The sequence below is a fragment of the Bacillus cereus group sp. MYBK79-1 genome, from assembly GCF_051915365.1.
Lineage (GTDB): Bacteria > Bacillota > Bacilli > Bacillales > Bacillaceae_G > Bacillus_A.
Map to the genome: position 1 here is coordinate 23426 of NZ_JBQAEO010000027.1, position 18579 is coordinate 42004.

Sequence of the window (18579 nt, forward strand, 5' to 3'; positions counted from 1 at the left end):
CATTTTCATAAAGATATTTCTTTATGAAAATGCATAATTACATATCAACTTCTTTATTCTTCATTTCACTACTATGACTAAACGCTAATTCAATTAATCCATTTACGTGAGAGTCATCTAATGAATAAAAAACAAGTTTCCCCTCTTTACGCTTTTTCGCTAATCCTATCGTTTGTAATAGTCTTAAGTGATGTGAAGCTGTTGCAATACTACTATGAATAATACTTGCGACATCACGTACACAAAGTTCTTTCTCCGTATACAACGCATAAGCAATTTTCAAACGTGTTTCATCTGCAAGTGCCTTAAACATTTTCGCTACACTACTGATATTTTCTTTCTCTAACATATCACTTGCATGTTTTACTTTTTGCTCATCATGATAACAAAGTTCACAATGTTCTTCCTTCATGTGTAACACCTCTTATTCAAATACATATTTGATTATGTATGTAGTATACCTTATAAACGAGAAACATTCAAATATTCATTTGAATGTTTCTCGTTTATATTAAAAATTCCACTGATTATTAGCCCGCAGCTACTAATCTTATGAGATTCCCGAATGTTGATACCGGATAAATTAAACCCTTTTTCTTTTAGTATTCTTCCTTTAAAAAACAAAACCTAGAAAAAAGTTCCCATATAAGTTCGTTTCTACTGCATACTCCAACCTTTTCAAAAATTGACTTGAAATGATCCTGAACTGTATATGTAGAAATGCACAATTCTTTTGCCACTTCTTTCGTTGACATCCCTCTAACAATTCCTACTATCACTTCTTTCTCTCTTTGAGACAAATTATAAGAATCTGCAAGAAGAGGAAAAACTTCTTCTGGCCGTGCTCTTTCAAACACAACCCTATACCCTGTATGACAACTACTGTAACTTTCTAACCTACTCGCACGAATAACTAAAAATTGTCCACACGTTAAACTTATACAAACTGTCGCTTCTTTATTATTTTCATTTACTTTTACTTGCGAACAAACTGCACGTATCGGCCTCGGCATGTCATCTTTATTTAATTGTTCATACTTTCTAAAATTTGATAACCATATGTATCCTGTTTCATCCCAATAATTTAGTTCAAGATTTGCATTTAATATAATCATGCCCATCCCTACTACTTCCATTTGTTCTTCTGAATGGATGATAAAAGATGTTCTTAAAGTATCTCCTGCCAATAAACCCACCTTCGATAAATACTTACATTCATCATGCTGAAAAGGTACGTTTGTATTATCTCGAAACAAACTTAAGTGTCCAAAACATTTTCCTTTACTCATACAAACCACTCTTACTTCATCTATAAAACCGGCTGGTTTTAAAATATTTCGATACCTAGCGCTTTTTATCGGAGTATCATTTGTGACAATACGTATCGCACCAACATGTGGGGACTTTCTTGCTAAATCTTTAAATTTGTTGTAATCATCCTCTAAAAATTCATTCATAAATAACTGCGAATGCAGTTGTTCAATTATTCGATCTGTACATGCCCCGGTTGATAAAAATGTGTGCGGGTCTATAGCCGTGAAGCAGGAAGCATCAAAAGGAATTACCTTTTTTAATATATTTAAAAACTCTTTTTGAAATTGTCTAATTGATCTCTCGCTTTTCATTAACACTGTTATTTCTTTCGTTTCCTGTTCATAAATCATCTTGATTCCCCCCCAGATTTATGGGATTGTTTCCTCTAACCATTTCATTTCATAATAAAGTGAAACTTTATTGTAAAAGAGGAGGCTAAAATATGAGCTGGAATGATCGTACTGTACATACATATGAACAAACAATTCCGTTGAAAATCCCTGGATATTTTACCCTTTATGAAATGGTGAACCATTTTTTATTTACGACACTCCCTAAAGAAAATATGAATCCAAATTTACTAGTTATAGGTGCTGGTGGTGGACAAGAAATTCTCTCAATAGGTAAACAAAATAGCAACTTATCTTTTACAGGTGTTGATCCATCTAAAAGCATGCTACAGTTAGCCAAAAAAAGAATTGAAAACGAAGGCATACAAAATCAAATTCACTTTGTACACGGAACTGTGCATTCATTATTAACCAATCCATTATTTGATGCTGCTACTTGTATGCTTGTTCTTCACTTCATCCCAACTATGAAGGAGAAAAAAGAATTACTTAATAAAATTAGTAATCGCTTAAAGCCCGGTGCTCCATTCTTTCTCTCTTCAATAAATGGTATACCCTATACCAGTATTTTTTCTGCGCAATTAAATGCTTGGCGCAACCATATGATGCAAAATCAAATTCCATTAGAAGATTGGAACCGATTTGAAAATTCTTTTGAAACAGAAATATACCCTATTGCCGAAACAAATCTACTAACTATTATGGAGGAATGTGGCTTTACTCAAATTACTCGCTTTTTCACTAGCTTTTTAATTGATGGATACGCAGCAATTAAAAAATAATGAAAAAAGGTAAGCAATTGCTTACCTTTTTCATATACGTCTTCTATACGTGACTAATAAATCTTAATCCTTTACTTAAAGATGTGGGCACAACTGATGCATGATTCTCCCCTTCAGCCTCATAAAACGTAAATCTAAACTGATCGTGTTTTACTTGGCGAAGGCGCTCTGACAATTCGTTTGCCCCTACAACCATATGCTCTCGTTCTAGTGACCCAACTGTAAGGAACACTCCCGTTTCAAACTTGGCACTATTTAATTCACTTATAAGGTTCTCTTCTTTTTCAAGCACAGATTGGTTATTCCACCAAATAGATGGACTACTAATAAAATAATTTTGAAAAGCATTTACGTTTGTAAATAGTATATGTAAAGCAAATAAACCACCTAGTGAATGCCCAAATAACGTTTGTTTTCCTTTATCAATCTCAAAATTCTTTTCAATCTGCGGCTTTAATTCTTCTTCAATAAAAGTAAAGAAATTATGTGCTCCTCCTGTTTTAGGCCACGGTTTACCGTCTGGTTTTAAAGGGGCATCTTTTGAAATTACGCTAGGAGTAAAATCATAGCATCTTTCTTCACCTGAAAATGCCCCTTCAATTGGATAACCAATACCTACTATAACGGCTGGTGAAACACCTGTTTTTTCTGCTCTAACTGATTGTATTTTAACCGCTTCATGGAATGTTTGAAAAAAGGCATTACCATCTAATACGTATATAACAGGATATCCTGACTCTGGCGCTGGTTGCCTCGGCTTTGAAATATGAATTTGATATTCCTTACCTTCTAATTTCGAATACATTTTCCACTGTTCTGTATTAGTTGTTATAATCTGCTGTTTTTCAATAGTAGTTTTCATCTTATATCCCTCCCTCTTAACTCGTTACATATATTTCTACTTTCTCTTCTTGAGCGGCAACACTATCGTATCCAAAACAAACAGGAGATCCATTATACGGATCAATCATGACACGCGCATCAATATGAAATACTTCTTTTAACACTTCATTTGTAATGATTTCTTCTGGGATACCAGTTGTAACGATTTCCCCTTCCTTCATTGCAATAATTTCATCTGAAAACCTTGCTGCATGGTTAATATCATGTAGTACCATTACGACCGTACAATTATGTTCTTTATTTAACTTCTCCACAATTTGTAATACATCTAATTGATGAGACATATCAAGGTATGTCGTTGGTTCATCTAGTAGTAACACTTCTGTCTCTTGTGCTAAAGCCATTGCTAACCATACCTTTTGCCTTTGACCACCTGATAAATTGGCAATTTGTCTCGTTCGAAATTCAGAAGTTTTCGTAATATCTAATGCCCAATCAATCATCTCTTTATCTTTTGAAGTTAACTTATTTACGTTATTTCGATGTGGATAGCGTCCATAAGAAATTAATTCTTCTACTTTAAGCTCTCCTGGCGCAATTGGAGTTTGCGGTAGTAAAGCTAACTGCTTCGCAATTTCTTTCGTTGGAATTGCATTTAAATCCTGTCCTTGTAAGTATACTTTACCGCTCTTTTGCTTTAAAATTCTTCCCATTGTTTTTAACAATGTCGATTTACCGCACCCGTTTGGTCCTATAATTGTCGTTACTTTTCCTTCTTGTATTTCCACATTTAAATCGCGAAACACTGTAAGCTTTTCATAACTCGTTTCTAAATTTTTTGCACTTAAAATACTCACTTTTATTCCTCCTCTTACGCTTTCGCCTTATAAAGTAAATATAAGAAATACGGTACACCGACAATAGAAATGACGATTCCAACTGGTAACTCTACAGGTGTGAAGACTGTTTTTGCGATAAAGTCTGAAGCAATTACAAGGAACATTCCGATTACTCCGCACGTAGGAATAATATGCTTATGCTGAATACCGACAAGTCTTTTTGCTATATGCGGTGCCATTAATCCAATGAAACCAATACTTCCTGAAACTGCAACACATGCACTGACAAGCCCGATACTACTTAGTAGTAAAATAGATTTCTCTCTTTCTACTGAAACACCTAAACTTGTAATACTCGTTTCTTCCAATTGAAATAAATCTAATAAATAAGCTTTCTTTTGTATAAGCGGAATTAATATGATAAGCCACGGTAGCATTGCAATAATATACTTCCAGTTTGCATTATATATACTTCCTGACACCCAAACTGCAGCCATCTCGAAATCAGTTGACTTCATTTTGAGTGATAAATACATAGAAAATGCTCCAAATCCTGATCCAATTGCAATCCCTGTTAATAAAAGACGCTGCGAATCTAACTTACCGTTTTTCCAAGAAAACAGATAAATGATGATAGCTGCACCTAATCCGCCAACTAAACCAAACATCGGCATCATCATAATAGAAACCCAGTCTGTGCTCTTTAATTGTCCTTGAAAGAAAAACATAAAGATGACGATTGCTGTTCCTGCTCCGGCATTTACTCCTAAAATACCTGGATCCGCCAGTCCATTTCTCGTAATCCCTTGAATTACAGCACCTGCAACGCCTAGGCCTAATCCTACTAATCCAGCAATTACGATGCGCGGAAGACGAAACTCAAAAATAACTAAATCATGATCTGGTACTGGATCTATTCTAAAGAGTGTTTTAAATACATCTGTAATCGTAATATCAAACGTACCATTCGTTAAACTAATATAAATCGCACATAGTATTAAAAATATAATAATCCCCATCGTCATTCCGAAACGTTGACTTGAACTTTTAAGCATGTCTCTCTCCTCCTCTTGTACGGATTAAATAAAGGAAGAAAGGAATTCCAATTAAGGAAGTAACGACTCCAATTGGCGTTTCAAATGGATAATTTACAAATCTACTCAAAACGTCACATAATGCTAAGAAAACGCCACCAATAACGCCTGCACATGGCAAAATCCACTTATAATCTACCCCAATTATAAAGCGGGTAATGTGCGGAATAATTAAACCTACAAAACCTACTTTCCCAACTAAAGCAACTGCTGTCCCTGTTAAGAAAATAACTGATAAAATTGCCATCGCTTTAACTAGTTTTGTACGTTGCCCTAAATTAATAGAAACTTCTTCGCCTAAAGAAAGAATCGTAATAGATTTTGATATTAACAGTGCTAAAATTATTCCAATTATCCCAAACGGTATCGTAATTTTAATGATATTAGGGTCCACTTGGTCTAACTTTGCATTAAACCAAAAACTAACATTTTGAGAAATTTGAAAATATGAAGCCATCGCGGCCGATACACTGCTTAAAAATGTTCCGATAACTGTTCCGATAATCGCTAACCTAACTGGCGATAAGCCATTTTGAAGGAGCGAACCAAAACCAAACACGATACCGGCTCCTAGTGCAGAACCAAGCATTGAACATACAACCATACCAATCGATGACATGCCCGGAAGAAAAATCATACAAAGTGTAATAACAAAGGCTGCCCCATCCGTCACACCCATAATAGAAGGGGATGCAAGATAGTTTCTTGTCATCCCCTGCATAAGTGCTCCTGATATGGCTAGAAATGCTCCGACTAAAAGAGCTGCAACTACCCTTGGTAAACGTGAAGTAATAATAATATTATGGTTTACATCGCTTGAATCAAAATGAAATAATGCGTTCCACACTGTTTCAGCATCAATACTTTTGGCCCCATACAAAATAGAAAGTATAACTGTAAATAAGATGAGTATGGGTGCTATACATAATATAGTCACTGGTACTGCATTTGTTTTCTGCATATCATTCAACGCACCTTACTTATTGTATTATTTAGATAAATTTTTCACTGCTTCTTTTAAGAATGCTGTTTTACTCCAAGCAGTACCACCTTGTGCCATTGGGTCTACAACGTTTACAAATACTTTCTTTTCTTTCGCAGCATTCATACTTTGCCAAATTGGATTTTTTTCAATTTCTTCTAGCACTTTCGGGTTTTTATTTTCAGTTGTCTCATATTGTAAGAAAATATAATCTGGGTTAAGCTCAGCAAGTTTTTCAAATGAAATTTTCTCTTGTGCTTTTACAGTTTTAAGTTGCTCTGGAGCAGTTAATCCAAGATCTTTATAAATTACAGGATTGAAGTATACTCCTTCTGGATATAGGAATAATTCGTTTGCTCTAAGTCTGATTACAAGAACTTTTTTGTCTTTTAACTTATCCCCTAGTTTTGCTTTTGCTTTTTCAGCATCTGCATTGTAATCTTTAATAATTTTTTCTGCTTTATCTTTTTTACCAGTTAATTCTCCCATTAACTTTAAGTTATCTTCCCAATTTGTTGAAACGTGTGATACCGGGAATGTAGGAGCTACTTTTGTAAACTTTTCAGCTGTTTCTGCTGGGAATTTCGTACTTGATGTAATAACATCTGGTTTTAATTGAAGTAATGTTTCAAAATTCGGCTCCATTTTCTCACCAACAGATTTTGCACCTTCTAAATCTTTTTCAAGATACTTTGGTAATTTACCCCCAACAGTAATGGCACCTACTGGTTTAATTCCAAGTACTGCCGCATCTTCCATTGACTCTAAACTAGCTGTTGCAATTTTATCTACTTTTGCTGGTACTGTATATTCTTTACCTAAATATGTAATCTTTCGTTTTTCGTCTTTTTTCGTTTCCGTAGCTTTTGTCTGTTGCTTTTGCTCTCCTGAAGTCTTATCCGCACTATTACATGCTGCTAATCCTACACTTAAAACTGTAACCATCCCTAATGTAAATAACTTCTTATTCATCTTTATATATCTCCTCTCGAATTTTCAAACAATATTCTTAATAAAATTTAACTATATGAAACTTGTCTTACATATATATTTCATTAGATTAATAATTCTATCCAGAACTCATTCTCGTTCACTTCCCCTAAGCTATAATTCTTTTACACCTCATCCATTGATAACCTCTTTCACTGATAATGATTATCGTTACTAAGTATATATTTAATATGCAATTATTTCAAGAAAGATTTGAAAAATTTTAACAAACTGAGAAAAAAAGAAGTATCCGCCCATTTCCAGGAAGATACTTCTTTTTTTAGGAATTTATATGTAATTCAACTGGGCAATGATCTGATCCCATCACTTCACTATTAATTTTCGCCTCTGTTATCTTGTCTTTCATTCTTTCGGAAACAACAAAATAATCTAAACGCCATCCAATATTTTTCGCTCTCGCTCCCATACGATACGACCACCATGAGTATGCGCTTTCCTGATCAGGATAAAGATAACGATATGTATCAATAAACCCTTCTTCTAAAATACGTGTAAATTTCTCTCGTTCCTCATCAGAGAATCCAGGGTTTTTACGATTACTTTTTGGACTTTTCAAATCGATTTCTTTATGAGCAACGTTTAAATCACCGCAAAAAACAACTGGTTTCTTCTCATCTAACCGCTTAATATACGCCCGGAAATCGTCTTCCCATTTCATTCTGTAATCTAAACGCTCTAATCCTCGTTTTGAATTCGGTGTATATAACGTTATCATGTAAAAATCTTCGAACTCTAAAGTAATAACTCGTCCTTCTTGATCATGCTCTTCAATGCCTAAACCGTATGTAACAGAAAGCGGTTCTTTTTTCGTGAAAATAGCCGTTCCTGAATAGCCTTTTTTCACAGCATAATTCCAGTATGTATAATATCCCTCTAAGTTTAAATCAATTTGCCCATCTTGTAATTTAATCTCTTGTAAACAAAATATATCAGCATTCGATTCCTCGAGATATTCTAAAAAACCACCTTTTGCGATAACTGCTCGCAAACCATTTACATTCCATGAAATTAACTTCACTTATAGCCCTCCTCTTGATGTTTATTTCCAAATTTCATGCTATCACAAAATAGAAAACAATCATATTTTCACCTTTGTAATCTTGCTCTTACATTTGTGAATACATACATACACACTTTATTCAGGTTATACTAATTTCAGAGGTGATGTTCTTTGCACAATAATGGAATTACGTTAACAAATGAGCATTGGCAAGCGATTATTCATAATGATTCATCCTATGATAGCAAATTCTTTTATGCTGTGAAATCAACCCGAATCTTTTGCAGGCCGTCATGCAAATCAAGAATACCGAATAAAAACAACGTACGAATTTTTTATCATGCAGAGCAAGCATTAAGTGAAAACTTTCGCCCGTGCAAACGCTGTAAGCCAAATGGGATCACTTTACCTAATGAAGAGTGGGTAGAACAAATTAAAGATTATATTGAAAAACACTTCGATGAATTATTAACTCTCGATATACTTGCAGAGATGTGCCATGGTAGCCCATTTCATTTACAACGCACTTTCAAAAAAACGACAGGAATAAGTCCAATAGAATATATACAGCAGTTTAGGATTGTTAAAGCGGCAGAACAGCTATTACAAACAAATCAATCCATTAAAGAAATTAGTACTGCTGCTGGAATAGAAAACCCTGAGTATTTTGCAACTTTATTTAAAAAGAAAACCGGATTTACTCCTACTGAGTATCGAAAAAAGAACGAAATGAAAGAGGGATACAATAATGAATTCCTGCAACAATAAATTTATATATTGGACACTACTTACACATAAGAATTGGCAGTTTCATATCGCTGCAACTGAAGATGGACTATGTTTCATTGGATCTCAAGGTGAAAACATTGAAGAACTAAATATATGGGCTAGAAAAAAATTGCCACAACATATATTGACCTGTAATCCCGATTATCTACAAACATATACGAAAGAAATTATTGAGTATTTAGAAAGTAGGCGAGAAACTTTTACATTCCCTATCGATGCTTACGGAACTATATTTCAATTATCTGTTTGGAATACGGTACGTGAAATTCCTTATGGAAAGACATATTCTTATTCAGAAATTGCCGAAACAATACAAAAACCTACTGCGGTACGTGCTGTTGCTACCGCTATTGCTGCCAACCCTCTTCTCATTACAATTCCTTGTCATCGTGTTATTGGAAAGAATGGGAAACTAACTGGTTTTAGAGGTGGATTAGAAATGAAGAAAGAGTTGCTTACATTAGAAAAGTCGCAGGTAGAATGCATATGACAGCAGAATATACTAGCGCATTAACTTTAGCAGTTCCAACAGAATTTATTTTCCAAGAGAATTTACGCTATCTATCACGTTCTAACAATGAATGTATGTTCCACATTGAAGATAACAAAATTTATAAAGTTATCCCTGTTAAGGGCGTAAATCCTTTAGTTGAAATTAGTATGAATACGGATGGATATATTCAAATACATTTTTTAGAAGAATTATATACATCTGAAGAATCGATACACGAAGCTGTAGCTAACTATGTGAAAGAGTGGTTTGATTTAACTACTGATTTAGCTCCCTTTTATACATTAGCTAAACATGATGTACTTCTTCAAAGGCCAATTGAACAATATTATGGGCTTCGTACTTTAGGTATTCCAGACTTATTTGAGGCACTTTCCTGGGGAATTATCGGTCAGCAAATTAATCTCACATATGCTTATACGCTAAAAAGACGATTAGTCGAACACTTTGGAAGTTATGTAGAGTGGAACGATAGAAAACATTGGATATTCCCTTCTCCTGAAACAATTGCACATTTACACGTAGACGATCTCAAAAAATTAAAAATGACGACTAGAAAATGTGAATATTTAATCGGTATTGCAAAGCTTATTACAGAAGGAAAACTATCAAAAGAATCTTTACTGCAAATACAAGATGTGAAACAAGCTGAAAAACAATTAACCGCTATACATGGTATAGGTCCGTGGACTGCCAACTATGTTTTAATGCGCTGTTTACGCTTTCCTTCCGCCTTTCCAATTGACGATGTTGGCTTGCACAATGCAATTAAATATATAACAGGTTCCGAAAGTAAACCGACCAAACATGAAATAAAAGATTTTGCAGCAAATTGGACTAACTGGGAGTCTTACGCAACTTTTTATTTGTGGCGAGTATTATACTAAAAAACCAAGTAGCACATTTGCACTACTTGGTTCTTTTTTAAGCTTGTTCTTCAAATCTTCTTGCAATCTCTATAATAACTTGAACAGCTTTTTCCATAACATCTACCGAAACATACTCAAATTTACCGTGATAGTTTTCACCGCCTGTGAAAATATTCGGAGTTGGTAATCCCATATACGATAATTGTGATCCATCTGTTCCACCACGAATTGGATGAATGTTTGGTTCGATATTTAAACTTTTCATTGCTTCATATGCAATATCAACAATTTCTCTCACTGGTTCGATTTTTTCAAGCATATTATAATATTGATCATTCATTTCTAGAACAACTGCATCTTGTCCATACTTCTCTTGCATTTGCTTCACAATATTTTCAACGTTATGTTTACGTGCTTCAAAATTTTCACGGTCAAAATCTCGAATAATATAATACGCTTTATTTTGCTCAACATCACCATTTAATGAAAGTAAATGATAAAATCCTTCATAACCCTCTGTATATTCTGGTGCCTCTTCCACCGGTAAATAGCTATTAAACTCCATCGCAAGTTTAGTTGCGTTACGCATTTTATTTTTCGCTGTTCCAGGATGTGTATTCGTTCCGTTAAACGTTAACTTAGCGCCTGCAGCATTAAAACTTTCATACTCTAAACCACCTAATGGACCTCCATCCATCGTATAAGCACATGATGCACCAAATGCTTCTACATCAAAATGCGCTGGTCCACGGCCAATTTCTTCATCCGGCGTAAATGCAACTCTAATTTTCCCATGCTTAATTTGCGGATTATGTATTAAATAGTTCATTGCAACCATAATTTCAGTCAGACCAGCCTTATCATCTGCTCCTAAAAGTGTCGTACCATCCGTTGTAATAATCGTATGTCCTTTATATGATGGTAACTCTGGGAACTGCTCTGGCGTTAACACAACATTTAGCTCTTCATTTAACGTAATTGCATTGCCATCAAAGTTTTCATGGATTTGTGGTTTTACGTTTTTCCCTGTAAAATCTGTTGCCGTATCTAAATGTGCTAAAAAGCCGATTACTGGAACATCCTTATCCGTATTAGCAGGAAGTGTTGCCATTACATAACCGTTATCATCCATCGTTATTTCTGTTAACCCAATTTCTTTTAACTCTTCCACTAATAACTTACCAAACTCAATTTGTCCAGGTGTTGTTGGTACTGTATGACTTTCTTCATTTGATTGTGTATCAATTTTTACATATCTCGTAAATCTTTCAATAAGTTCTTGTTTCAAACTCGCTCACTCCCTTTTATATTTCTTTCCCTATTATAATCCTTAAAACGAAATATTTTAACTTTTTTGACTGCGAATATATATTTCATTTGTATTTTTTAAATTTTAAATAACAGCTAAAAAGTCGTAATATTTGTACATCAAGAATCTTACATGTAATATACATAATTATACAATATAGGAGGTATTAAAAATGAGGCTAACTCTCTTTCGCTATTTTCTTTTTTTCTTAGGATTAATTTTTTTCGGCCTTGGAAATGCCCTTGCAGTCAAAGTTAAATTTCTTGGTTTACATCCTTGGGAAGTTTTAAACATGGCTCTCTACCAAAGGTTTGGATGGACCATTGGTACGTGGAGTGTCATATGTGGATTATGTCTCGTTCTCATTTCTTTACTAGTAGATCGAAAATATATTAATGTGGGTACATTTTTAAACGCACTACTTATCGGTCCCATTATGGACTTTTTCTTACAATCAAATATCCTTCCAAACGCTAGTGATTATTTATGGATAAACTTACTCATTTTATTTGCTGGTATTGCAATTACAGGTATTGGGGGAGGAATGTACGTTGCGGCTGGGATTGGTGCTGGACCTCGCGATGGATTCATGCTTACTATTTCCGACAAAACAGGACTGTCTATTAGCCGTGCTAGAATTATAGTAGAATGTGTTGTACTAGTTATTGGATTTATACTAGGAGGTCCTGTTTTCATCGTAACTTTTCTGTACACCTTTATTCAAAGTCCAATCTTTCAGCAATCATTTAAGATGTTTCAAACACTTTTACATACTTTACATAGCAAAAACAAAGAGCAAATTAATGAAAATTTATAAAACATCACTTAATACAAATGAATTCACCCTATTTACGATTCTGACCGCAAATAGGGTGTTTTTTTTACCTCACAATTTAAGAATATATACTACTCATTCACAATAAAAGTATATACATCGTTATAAATACAACCATTTACCCTAATAACGTACTTCCCAGATTTACTAAAACGAATTGTGTATTTATTTAGCTGAATTGCTTCTTTATCTCCAGAAAGAACATCAATGCTTCTGCCACTTAATACATATAATTCATTTAGATTCATCGATACATCAATTGTATTGAAATTCTCCTCTTTCACTTGCTGTGCTTCCGCAGCACTTACACTTGGTTCTAAAAACAGTAGTCCACTTAATCCAATCGTCCCCGCTAAAGCAACTCCCGCAAACTTTTTAATCTTTTTCATCACAATGTCCTCCTTATAAATTTTGTGTAAAGGTGATTTCCCCCCCTTACACCACAAAGCCTATATGTAATGAAATGAAAAGTAAACGGGGACCGTAAGACAAAATTTTACATGTTTTTCTCCAATTGAATAGAAATCCAACGTTTGGAGTTTTGTCATATTTAAAATAGTTTCTCTAAGCCAACTTCTATTTATATTATTCAGAAACTGAATAATTACTTATTGATTTAAGATTCTAAAAATAGTTGATAAAGATTCTTTATAAAAAAAAGAGTATGTTTTTAAAATATCCATTAAAACATACTCCGTATATGCAATTTCATTCTCCTGTCCATAACCTCTCTACGTTTATTAATTGTTCCCCGTTACATTCTAGCTTGTATACATCAGGCTTCGATGTATGTATAAGAAATTCAAACCCGTATTGCTTATCAAAATAATTCATCATTAAAGTCATTACAAGTCCATGTGTGCCAATTACAATTTTTTGCCCTTGGAAATCCATTAATATTTCCTTTAACACTTTCACTACCCTTACCTGACAATCCTTATATGACTCTCCTTCTGTTAGTGCAAAATCTGGATCAGAGAACATCTTCTTTACAAGTGGATACACCTCTTTATCTGATATAATCTGATCCTCATTTGAAAACATACACTCTTTGAGATTTTCATATACTACTATTTCTTTTTCATAGAAATCAGCTGCTTTTTCTATCGTTAACATAGCCCTCTTATACGGACTTGAAATGAAAGTATCAATTCCCTCTGTTTTTAATAGTTCAATTACTCTATGAGCATCTAAACTTCCCTTCTCAGTTAACCCACGCGTTCTTTCATTTCCTTCTAATTTTGGTGATTCCCCATGCCTAACCATATAAATATATGTACTCATACTTCCTCCTTGAAAATATTCATTCGTCTTTTATAAACTTTGCTGATTTGTTCGTCTAATCCATTCTCCTACTAAACTCTCGAATAATTCAGGTTGTTCAATTTGCAAATTATGCCCTGCCATATCTAACACTGCTAATGTCGCTCTTGGATAATCATCAGTAATTCCTATAATATCTTGATAACCTACTGATATATCTTGTCTTCCAGCTAATAAAAGAACGGGTTTCTTATATATCTTATGATGAAAATTCATAGTAAGAGAATAATTCTGTTGCAACCTTTCAATAAATTCATAATTAGCAATATCTAGTCCCGGCTTAATCTCCTCTTTAAATCTCGTATATGTATATTCATTCGCGACTACTGCTAACTCGCAAAGCTCTTCTCTATCAGTGGAAGTTAGTGTATTTAAAAACTCCTTATCTTGTACAATTATCTGTTTATTCGGGCGAGTCCTTTTTTCTTGCTCCGCTACAACAACAGGACATACTAATAGTAATCCATTAACTCGTTCAAACAGCTTTGTAAGTATACCTCTAGCTAAATATCCACCATAAGATTCTCCTACTAATAAAAAGTTTTTCGCTGGAATGATTTCTTCAATACATGCAATTAACAGTTCTAACATATGATCTGAACTATTTATCCAATCTGGAGCATTCGATTTCCCCATGCCAGGTAAATCAATATATATTCTTTGGTAACCTTTATATTTTTGAAATACTGATTCCATGCACCTCTGCATTAACCTATGATCAGGAGCACAACCATGTATAATAATGACTGGTTTTCCTTCGCCAATGATTTCATAATATATTTCTGCATCCTTAATCCGGCATATCATAAAAAAAGCCCCCCTAGTGTTCTCTTCATCTTTACAGACACTCCTCTCAAACCAACAGGAATATACGTTCTTATTTTATAATTTTTCAGAACATAATTTCAAATTTTATTTTTCAGATTATAAACAAAAGAGCTTTCCATGAGTTTATCCCCTCAAAAGAAAGCTCTTTTACGTATTACCCCCTACTTGAACTTCAAGCTTCATTACACATTATTCCTCTAATTTCATCAACACAATTCTCCAGCCATCTGGATCCTCTATCGTTATCCCCTTGTCTTTCCAGTATGGGTTTTCAGGTTCGACCTCATCATATCCCAATGCATGCAGCCTTTTGCTCACCTTTTTCATTTCACTATCTTCACACATATAAAATACGAGTAAATTATCTTTTGTCGGAGCTGGACATGGGCTCCCATCTATATGTCTTGTAAATTCTAAATGATACTCTTCATCTGGGAGTCCAAACATGACCCCATCATAGCCTTCATGATCGTAGAATTCACCTATACGTTTTAAGCCTAATCCTTTTTCATAGAATTCTATAACCTTTTCAAATCGATCAGTTGGACGTGCTATTCGAAACTTCACCCAATTCTTCATGCTCTGCCTTCCATACTAAAAATTTTATACATGCTTACGTATTATTGTATATACGTAACATCTTTTTGAAATCCCTCATTAGTATGAGAATAGATGCATACTAAAGTTTAGTTCATACTAAAAGTTATTTACATAAAACGGAATCTGTTATCTTTATGCAATTATGCATATTCACTTACAAACCACTAAAAAACCTTTAAACTTCAAAGGATGACTAAATATACACTTTCCATTTGAAATCTTGATGAAGTACATATTATTAAAAACAATACTTTTTCAATTTTAAGAAGTATTACACTCTTTAACACTTTCCTTATAAACATGATTTTTACAAGGAAATCTGATACAATTCTTAAGTAATATTATTATGTATAGATATTACGAATATAGTGCATAATTAAAGAAGGTGATTTTATTGAAATTAAATAAAAATTTACAAATATGTATATTAATCGCAACATTGATATGCTATTCAATCTATTTTATGTTTTTCTATCTGTTCCCTACTCAATTTTCAAATTCGGATGTACGCTTCGCTTCACTTATCGTTGAAGCCATTACATTTGTATCACTCATTTACTCTATATATTCTAAAAAAGTTAGTTCAAATCCGTTTTGGATATGTATCACAATAGCAATCGGTAGCTTTTTATTAGGGAAAATAGTATATACATATCAAGATAGCTTCTTCGAAATTCCAATACATCAATTTACTATTTCTGATGTATTTTACATGTTTTTTCTACTCTTCTGTCTTATCGCTTTCTGCTATAAAATTTTAAAAGAATGTGATAAATGGGAAAAAGCGTTCTTTATTTGTGATATATGCATCGTACTTACTTCCATATTCACATTGGAGTGGTATTTATTTAATCAACCAAATTTAAATATATTCTCTCTTTCACTAGGAGATGTTTTCCTTTCATTTCTATATCCAATTGCAGATTTATTATTTCTTCTACTAGGTGTTAGTCTTTTTTTTCGTCCAACAATTTTTAATTCCAAACGGAAAATTCACATCTTTATTTTTGTATTAATAAGTTCTGCAACTTTTAACTATATTTATTTTTACTTAAATAATCATTTATCAACTGAAACGATAACATTATTACGTCTTTTATATAGAATACCTATATTATTTATTGCAATAGCTGGATCTATTTCAGAAGATCATAATAGCCATAAAAATTATTTCATTGTTAACCCTATAATAGGAAAAAAGGCTTTAGTTGTATTTCCCTATCTTGCTGTTGCAATACTAATCGGCTTTACATTAAAAGAACAAACAGCATCTGCAACTCTCATTACAGGAAATTGTATTACTTTTATTTTCGTACTCATTCGTCATTCTATTGTACGTATGCAAAACAATTCCCTAACAACACGTTTACAGGCATTTAATGCTCAACTAGAAGAAAAAGTTACTTTACGAACTTCTGATTTAGTTTATAAATCAGAGGCTCTATCTCAGAAACAACAAAAATTCAAATCACTATATGAATATCATCCTGATCCTATTTTTACAATTGATTTAAATGGAATCTTCTTAAATGTAAATAAAGCTGGGAGTATGTTACTGGGAGCACCAACGAATGAGTTACTCGGTGAAACTTGTTTTTCGATTATTTTAGAAGAAGATAAACATAAACTAGCATCTGCATTAGAAAAAGTGAAACAACAAGAATCGGCATCCTTACAACTTAGTTCTCAATATAAAGATGGCTTTACTTATTTTTTATACGTTACCATCATTCCTATTATGATAGACGGACAAATTTCAGGAAGCTATATTATGGTGAAGGATATTACTGCACTAAAAAAACAGCAAGAAGAAATAAAATATTTAGCATTCCATGATACTGTAACGAAAATTGGGAACCGTGCCTTTTTCCATAAGAAATTAAAAAGAGTTATAAAAAATGCTAAAACAACAGACAGTGAGTTCGCATTATTATACTTAGATTTAGATCGCTTTAAAGCAATTAACGATACACTTGGACATTCGGCAGGAGATTACATATTAGAAGAAGTAGCAAAGCGATTCCAATCATGTCTTCCATCACATACTCATCTGTCAAGAATTGGTGGTGATGAATTTACAATCTTAATTGAAAACTATACTGACGAAGATTCCTTATTCCAATTATGTAACCAGTTATTTGAATGCATAGAAAAACCGTTTATCATACATGAGCATACATTAACTTTATCACTGAGTATCGGCATTGCTATTTATCCATATTCCGGAATCGATATCAAAACACTATTAAAAAACGCTAATATTGCCATGTATAATGCGAAAGCAAAAGAACTTAACTCTGTCTCTATTTATGACGATGTAATTGCTAAAAAAATTGAAAGACGATTACGATTAGAAAAAGATTTACCAAACGCAATACAAAATGAAGAATTGTTCCTTTTATATCAACCTCAAGTTGATAGCGAATCTAACAAAATTATCGGTGCTGAAGCTTTAATCAGGTGGAACCATCCCGAATTAGGCGTTATTTCTCCATATGAATTTATTCCGATTGCTGAAGAAACACTTCAAATTATTCCAATAGGAAAGTGGACATTACAGCAAGCCTGTGAGCAAATGAAACGTTGGCACACACTCGGTTATTCTCATTTAAAAATTGGTGTAAACTTATCTGCTAAAGAATTTGAACAAGAAGATTTTGTAAAGTCTATTTCTTCTACTTTGGCAACTACAGACTTACCAGCCAGTTCTCTCGATCTTGAATTAACAGAACGAATTGCAATGATGGATGAGCGAGAAACATTGATAAAACTCCGCACACTAAAGAGTTTAGGGATTCACATTTCAATCGACGATTTTGGTACAGGTTATTCTTCACTAGCGTATTTACCTTTATATCCAATAGACACGTTAAAAATCCCAAGAGAGTTTATTACAATGTCTGAAACGTGTGAAGATGGAATGGAAATTATTAAAACGATTATTACATTAGCACATACATTAGAAATGTCTGTCATTGCTGAAGGTGTAGAAACGAAAGAACACGTGCATTTCCTTCAAAAAAATAAATGTCAGTTTATTCAAGGTTACTATTACAGCAAACCTATTCATACTAATGTATTTACTGAGCTATTAGAAAGTGGGATTCAACCATAATACATAGCTAATCGGGATAAGTAATAATGAATTTGAACAACTATAATAAAAAGGAAAGAAGATACCTTCTTTCCTTTTCAGGCTGTGGAGAAAGTCTTCTCCACAGCCTGTTTTTGTGTCTGAACCTCTTTTTATGTGTCAACACTGATAAAAAAGAGGAAAAGGAGAGATTTCTTATGATGGGT

The 18579-nt window shown here is 33.5% G+C and carries 19 protein-coding genes; 6 read left to right on the forward strand and 13 right to left on the reverse strand.

Translation table 11 applies throughout. The annotated features are described in order from the left end of the window. Positions 1-37 precede the first annotated feature (37 nt). Positions 38-412, reverse strand: coding sequence for an ArsR/SmtB family transcription factor (locus tag ACTFOB_RS25300; protein WP_088097424.1), 375 nt, complete (start codon positions 410-412; stop codon positions 38-40). Positions 413-599: 187 nt separating this feature from the next. Further along, positions 600-1664, reverse strand: coding sequence for a helix-turn-helix transcriptional regulator (locus tag ACTFOB_RS25305; protein WP_440029796.1), 1065 nt, complete (start codon positions 1662-1664; stop codon positions 600-602). A 92-nt stretch (positions 1665-1756) separates the two neighbouring features. On the opposite strand from ACTFOB_RS25305, the gene ACTFOB_RS25310 reads away from it, so the two are divergent. Beyond that, complete coding sequence (locus tag ACTFOB_RS25310; protein ID WP_440029794.1) at positions 1757-2446, forward strand: class I SAM-dependent methyltransferase; 690 nt, start codon at positions 1757-1759, stop codon at positions 2444-2446. 43 nt (positions 2447-2489) lie between these two features. On the opposite strand, the gene ACTFOB_RS25315 is transcribed toward ACTFOB_RS25310, so the two are convergent. The 6 genes from ACTFOB_RS25315 to ACTFOB_RS25340 form a co-directional block, all read right to left on the reverse strand. After that, a complete protein-coding gene (locus tag ACTFOB_RS25315) occupies positions 2490-3308 on the reverse strand; it encodes an alpha/beta hydrolase (protein WP_440029792.1) in 819 nt (272 codons plus the stop codon). A 16-nt stretch (positions 3309-3324) separates the two neighbouring features. Then, positions 3325-4146, reverse strand: a complete 822-nt coding sequence (locus ACTFOB_RS25320; RefSeq protein WP_440029790.1) for an ABC transporter ATP-binding protein — start codon at positions 4144-4146, stop codon at positions 3325-3327. Between the two features lie 14 nt (positions 4147-4160). Then, positions 4161-5183 carry a FecCD family ABC transporter permease gene (locus ACTFOB_RS25325; protein ID WP_016135196.1) on the reverse strand — a complete coding sequence of 341 codons (1023 nt, stop codon included), beginning with the start codon at positions 5181-5183 and terminating at the stop codon, positions 4161-4163. Next, positions 5176-6183: a FecCD family ABC transporter permease gene (locus tag ACTFOB_RS25330; protein WP_440029787.1), complete on the reverse strand. Its 1008-nt coding sequence runs from the start codon at positions 6181-6183 to the stop codon at positions 5176-5178. Before ACTFOB_RS25330 ends, ACTFOB_RS25325 begins: the two co-directional genes overlap by 8 nt. A 27-nt stretch (positions 6184-6210) precedes the next feature. Continuing rightward, on the reverse strand, positions 6211-7176 hold the full coding sequence (locus ACTFOB_RS25335) for an iron-hydroxamate ABC transporter substrate-binding protein (protein ID WP_060631908.1): 966 nt from the start codon (positions 7174-7176) through the stop codon (positions 6211-6213). Between the two features lie 298 nt (positions 7177-7474). Further along, on the reverse strand, positions 7475-8233 hold the full coding sequence (locus tag ACTFOB_RS25340) for an exodeoxyribonuclease III (protein WP_440029785.1): 759 nt from the start codon (positions 8231-8233) through the stop codon (positions 7475-7477). Positions 8234-8386: 153 nt separating this feature from the next. Here ACTFOB_RS25340 and ACTFOB_RS25345 point away from each other — a divergent pair, with 153 nt between their 5' ends. From ACTFOB_RS25345 to ACTFOB_RS25355, 3 genes are read left to right on the forward strand one after another with little or no spacing between them, the layout of a single operon-like run. Further along, positions 8387-8983, forward strand: coding sequence for a bifunctional transcriptional activator/DNA repair enzyme AdaA (locus ACTFOB_RS25345; RefSeq protein WP_440029783.1), 597 nt, complete (start codon positions 8387-8389; stop codon positions 8981-8983). Beyond that, positions 8964-9494: a methylated-DNA--[protein]-cysteine S-methyltransferase gene (locus tag ACTFOB_RS25350; protein ID WP_440029781.1), complete on the forward strand. Its 531-nt coding sequence runs from the start codon at positions 8964-8966 to the stop codon at positions 9492-9494. The genes ACTFOB_RS25345 and ACTFOB_RS25350 overlap by 20 nt, the downstream gene beginning before the upstream one ends. Continuing rightward, positions 9491-10402, forward strand: coding sequence for a DNA-3-methyladenine glycosylase family protein (locus ACTFOB_RS25355; RefSeq protein WP_440029780.1), 912 nt, complete (start codon positions 9491-9493; stop codon positions 10400-10402). The genes ACTFOB_RS25350 and ACTFOB_RS25355 overlap by 4 nt, the downstream gene beginning before the upstream one ends. A 37-nt stretch (positions 10403-10439) precedes the next feature. Here ACTFOB_RS25355 and pepT read toward each other — a convergent pair whose 3' ends face one another. Beyond that, entirely contained in the window at positions 10440-11672 is a 1233-nt protein-coding gene (gene pepT / locus ACTFOB_RS25360) for a peptidase T (protein WP_440029778.1), read from the reverse strand. A 193-nt stretch (positions 11673-11865) separates the two neighbouring features. Between pepT and ACTFOB_RS25365 the strand changes: the two genes are divergently transcribed. Continuing rightward, entirely contained in the window at positions 11866-12510 is a 645-nt protein-coding gene (locus ACTFOB_RS25365) for a YczE/YyaS/YitT family protein (protein WP_151632514.1), read from the forward strand. Positions 12511-12599: 89 nt separating this feature from the next. Here ACTFOB_RS25365 and ACTFOB_RS25370 read toward each other — a convergent pair whose 3' ends face one another. From ACTFOB_RS25370 to ACTFOB_RS25385, 4 genes are all read right to left on the reverse strand, one after another. Then, positions 12600-12917: a hypothetical protein gene (locus tag ACTFOB_RS25370; protein WP_440029776.1), complete on the reverse strand. Its 318-nt coding sequence runs from the start codon at positions 12915-12917 to the stop codon at positions 12600-12602. A 319-nt stretch (positions 12918-13236) separates the two neighbouring features. Beyond that, entirely contained in the window at positions 13237-13812 is a 576-nt protein-coding gene (locus tag ACTFOB_RS25375) for a histidine phosphatase family protein (RefSeq protein ID WP_151632518.1), read from the reverse strand. 30 nt (positions 13813-13842) lie between these two features. Continuing rightward, positions 13843-14658 carry an alpha/beta fold hydrolase gene (locus tag ACTFOB_RS25380; RefSeq protein ID WP_440029774.1) on the reverse strand — a complete coding sequence of 272 codons (816 nt, stop codon included), beginning with the start codon at positions 14656-14658 and terminating at the stop codon, positions 13843-13845. A gap of 210 nt (positions 14659-14868) precedes the next feature. Further along, the gene (locus ACTFOB_RS25385; protein ID WP_151632522.1) at positions 14869-15258 is read right to left on the reverse strand and encodes a VOC family protein; all 390 of its coding nucleotides are present in this window, start codon (positions 15256-15258) and stop codon (positions 14869-14871) included. 415 nt (positions 15259-15673) lie between these two features. On the opposite strand from ACTFOB_RS25385, the gene ACTFOB_RS25390 reads away from it, so the two are divergent. Further along, positions 15674-18394, forward strand: a complete 2721-nt coding sequence (locus ACTFOB_RS25390) for an EAL domain-containing protein (protein WP_440029772.1) — start codon at positions 15674-15676, stop codon at positions 18392-18394. The last annotated feature ends 185 nt before the right edge of the window (positions 18395-18579 follow it).